This window comes from Pseudomonas sp., from assembly GCF_050739995.1.
In the GTDB taxonomy this organism is placed as follows: Bacteria; Pseudomonadota; Gammaproteobacteria; order Pseudomonadales; family Pseudomonadaceae; genus Aquipseudomonas.
Genome location: NZ_JBOICG010000224.1, coordinates 1 through 1,765, shown reverse-complemented (window position 1 = coordinate 1,765; position 1,765 = coordinate 1). Strand labels below are relative to the sequence as shown.

General features: G+C 64.0%; 3 protein-coding genes. All 3 read right to left on the bottom strand.

The annotated features are described in order from the left end of the window. The coding region (locus ACRESD_RS07720; RefSeq protein WP_431750378.1) for an FAD-binding protein at positions 1-517 on the bottom strand (517 nt) is incomplete at its 3' end. Positions 518-569: 52 nt separating this feature from the next. Beyond that, positions 570-926 carry a c-type cytochrome gene (locus ACRESD_RS07715; RefSeq protein ID WP_431750377.1) on the bottom strand — a complete coding sequence of 119 codons (357 nt, stop codon included), beginning with the start codon at positions 924-926 and terminating at the stop codon, positions 570-572. A gap of 105 nt (positions 927-1,031) precedes the next feature. Further along, positions 1,032-1,765 (bottom strand): arylamine N-acetyltransferase family protein (locus ACRESD_RS07710; protein WP_431750376.1); only part of this gene is annotated, 734 nt, incomplete at its 5' end.

Below are 1,765 nucleotides of genomic sequence, written 5' to 3'. Positions count from 1 at the left end.
GGCGCTGGGCGTCGCAGTCCAGCACCTCGCCTTGAGCCGTCACCAGTTGCAACCCGGTGACGCAACCCGAATACGAGGTAAAGCCCACTCCGGTGCCGTGGGTCGAGGTGGAGATGGCACCGGCCAGGGTCTGGTAATCGATATCCGCCATGTTCGGCAGCGCCTGGCCGACGGCCTTGAGCGCCGGGCCCATGCGTGACATCGGCGTGCCGGCCGCAAACGTGGCTTGCAGGGTCGCGGGGTCATGCTCCAGCAAGCCGTTGAAGTAGCTCAGGGAGAGCAACGTGCCATCAGTCGGCACCAGGGCGCTGAACGAGTGCGCCGAGCCGACCGGCCGAATGTTGCCCGGCGCCTGGCGAATCACCTGCACCAGCTCATCCAGGTCTTTGGGGGCCAGGCGGGCCAGCGGCAGGCACGTTTGCGCCCCCGACCAGTTACGCCACGGAATCAGCCGCGGCGCACGCGCCAATTGCGCCAGCACCGGGTTACCGGTCAGCGCCAGAAAAACACCGGCCATGCTTGAGCGTTGCAACAGTTGCCGCCGTGAAAGCGCCATCCACCACCTCTTTTTATTGTTGGAGTTGAACACCGGCCATAAAGCTGATCAGCGCCAGGAACTGCTCTTCGGAACACTGCATGCACAGCCCCATCGGTGGCATGCCGTTGTAACCGTTGATACTGTGATCCAGCAGCGTGTCGGAGCCCTGGGCCACGCGTGGGCTCCAGGCCGCACGATCACCGACCAAGGGTGCACCCGATGCCGGGTTGGCGTGGCACAGCTTGCAACTGGTGTCGTAGACCTGGGCAAGCGCCGGGTCGGCGGGCATGGCTGACGCCGCCGCGGCGCGTTCGGGGGGGTGTTTGGCGGTGTCGTCACAGGCCGTCAGCAGGCCAAGCACAGCCAACAGTAACGTGATGCGACGCATGGCCACCCTCTCTTCTTATACTGTGGAAAGTGCATTCCACACTAAGGCAGCCGGCCGTCTTGGGTTGAGGGTTTTGGGGGCCACAAAGGGGGCTTGTGCGGACAGTCAGGGCTTCACTAGCCGCTCCAGGGTTTCACGCAGTTGTGGATGCGTCGGCAGGCGAATGCCAAACGTCGTACTGAGCAGCACTTGCAGCTCATCGGCCGTGTCGATCACACGCTTTTCGCTGGGCCCGTCCAGGCAATGCACCGCATAGTTGGCGTTGGCCAGGGTATAGCGCTTGCCCGGCGCCAACCGCGCCGCTTTCAACTGGCCGAGGAAGACTGAGTCCGGGTGGGTAGAGACGTACCAGTTGCCGATTTCGTAGTCGATCGCCGCCTGCACTTGCAGGTCGAACACATACAGGCCACGCCACTCCTCGGCGACCAGCGCCCACAGGGTGTAGCTGCCCTGCCCGTCGAACGTCAAGCGATAGGGCTCGTGGGCCGTGGCCTGCACCGCCTCGGTGTCCAGGTGCAACGGGCTGCTGGGCACCATGCCGCCAAAGCCGACATCGGTGATGTAGCGCACGCCCTCCAGGGTCACCAGGCTCATGCGATGGGTACGTGCGGTGTGCGCATCCGCAGGACCGCCCAGCACCACGCGGCCAGTGATGCCCCGTGCGTCGAAGCCGAGTTCCTGCAACAGGGCCAGGAACATCTGGTTCAGCTCATAGCAATAGCCACCGCGCCCGTCGAACAGCACTTTCTGCTCGACGCTGGGTAGATCGATGGGTACTGGCGCGTGCAGCAATGTGGACAGGCTTTCGAAGGCAAAGGTGCACACATGGCGCAGTTGCA

Excerpts from the sequence above, each read along its gene's own strand:
- ACRESD_RS07715 (WP_431750377.1), bottom strand. The coding sequence starts at position 926 with ATGCGTCGCATCACGTTACTGTTGGCTGTGCTTGGCCTGCTGACGGCC.